Source organism: Oleiphilus sp. HI0086, assembly GCF_001635225.1.
On record NZ_LWFZ01000568.1, the window covers coordinates 1 to 1,412 of the forward strand.

General features: G+C 45.3%; 1 protein-coding gene. It reads left to right on the plus strand.

Annotated features, from left to right (window positions below):
* Positions 1 to 215 precede the first annotated feature (215 nt).
* A protein-coding gene (locus tag A3756_RS06875; RefSeq protein ID WP_156490229.1) for an IS3 family transposase occupies positions 216 to 1,393 on the plus strand; the annotation gives its coding sequence in 2 pieces (ribosomal slippage) (positions 216 to 474 and positions 474 to 1,393; 1,179 coding nt in all).
* Positions 1,394 to 1,412: the final 19 nt, after the last annotated feature.

The window sequence follows — 1,412 nt, forward strand, 5'->3', positions numbered from 1 at the left end:
AGTCACCAATGACTTCGAGAATAACCTCACCTGAAGGTGGGGGAAGTAGGCTTTCGGCATTAAGAAAACAAGGTAGCAATAAGAGTGTGCATAGTAGATTTTTCATAGGATCTGTCTTCCGCTCTTTGTTTAAAGGCAAGGCGATGTAGTGGCACACTAATTTTGGCCACCTAATTAGAGGTGATATTATCACCATCAACTAACTAGGTATCAAAATGAGCAAACGAACAAGACCAACATACTCTCCAGAATTTAGACTCGAAGTTGCACAAGAAGTTGTTGATAAAGGGCGCAGTGTCCGAGATGTCGCGGATAGCTTAGGCCTTGGTAAGTCCACGGTCGATAAATGGGCGCGACAATTAAAAGAAGAACGAAACGGTAGGTTGTCGAGTGCTACACCTCTCACTCCAGATCAATTAAAAATTCGCGAGTTGGAACGCAAGATCAAACAACTAGAGGGAGACAACGAGATTTTAAAAAAGGCTTCAGCTCTCTTGATGCAGGACTCGATCAAAGGTTTTCGTTAATCCAAGCGCAGCAAGGGAGCTGGTCGGTATCTCGACTATGCCGCGTACTTAATGTTCATCGCAGCAGCTACAGATATTGGTGTGACCGCCCTCAAGAGATAGAGCCGCAACGCCTTAGATTGATTTCTGAACTCAAGCGTTGGTTTGGAATTAGTAATGGTTCTGCGGGGGAGCGTACTTTGGTAACTCTGCTGGCATTATCCGGCTTTAAGGTGAGTCGCTGGTTAGTGAACAAGCTCATGAGGCAAGAAGGTTTGGTTAGCCGCCAATTGCCGGCACATAAGTACGCTAAATCTGAGAAAGAGCATGTGCTCATTCCAAATGTGTTGGGTCGTTGCTTCAGTCCGGAACAGCCTAATCAAGTTTGGTGTGGTGATGTGACATATGTTTGGACGGGGTCTCGTTGGCTGTACTTATCGGTCGTTATCGACTTATATGCAAGGCGTGTTGTTGGCTGGGCCAAATCTAAGAGTCCCGACAGTGAGTTAACCAAGAAGGCATTGAGAGTGGCTTATGAAAGTCGTGGCAAACCGAAGGGCGTGCTATTTCACAGCGATCAAGGTTGTCATTACACAAGCCAATCCTATCGTCAGCTGCTATGGCGTTATGGCATTCGACAAAGCCTAAGTCGCAGAGGAAATTGCTGGGATAATGCGCCAATGGAGCGATTCTTTAGAAGCTTTAAAACAGAATGGATGCCGCGATCAGGATATGAATCGTTTATGGAAGCAGAAGCAGCTATCGATCAATACATTAATGGTTACTACAATCGTCATCGGCCTCATCATCATAATGGTGGTATGTCACCGTTATTGACTGAACAGGCTTACGAAAAAACTTATAACGGGCTGGCCAGTTTTAGTTGACCACTACACGATTCTTACT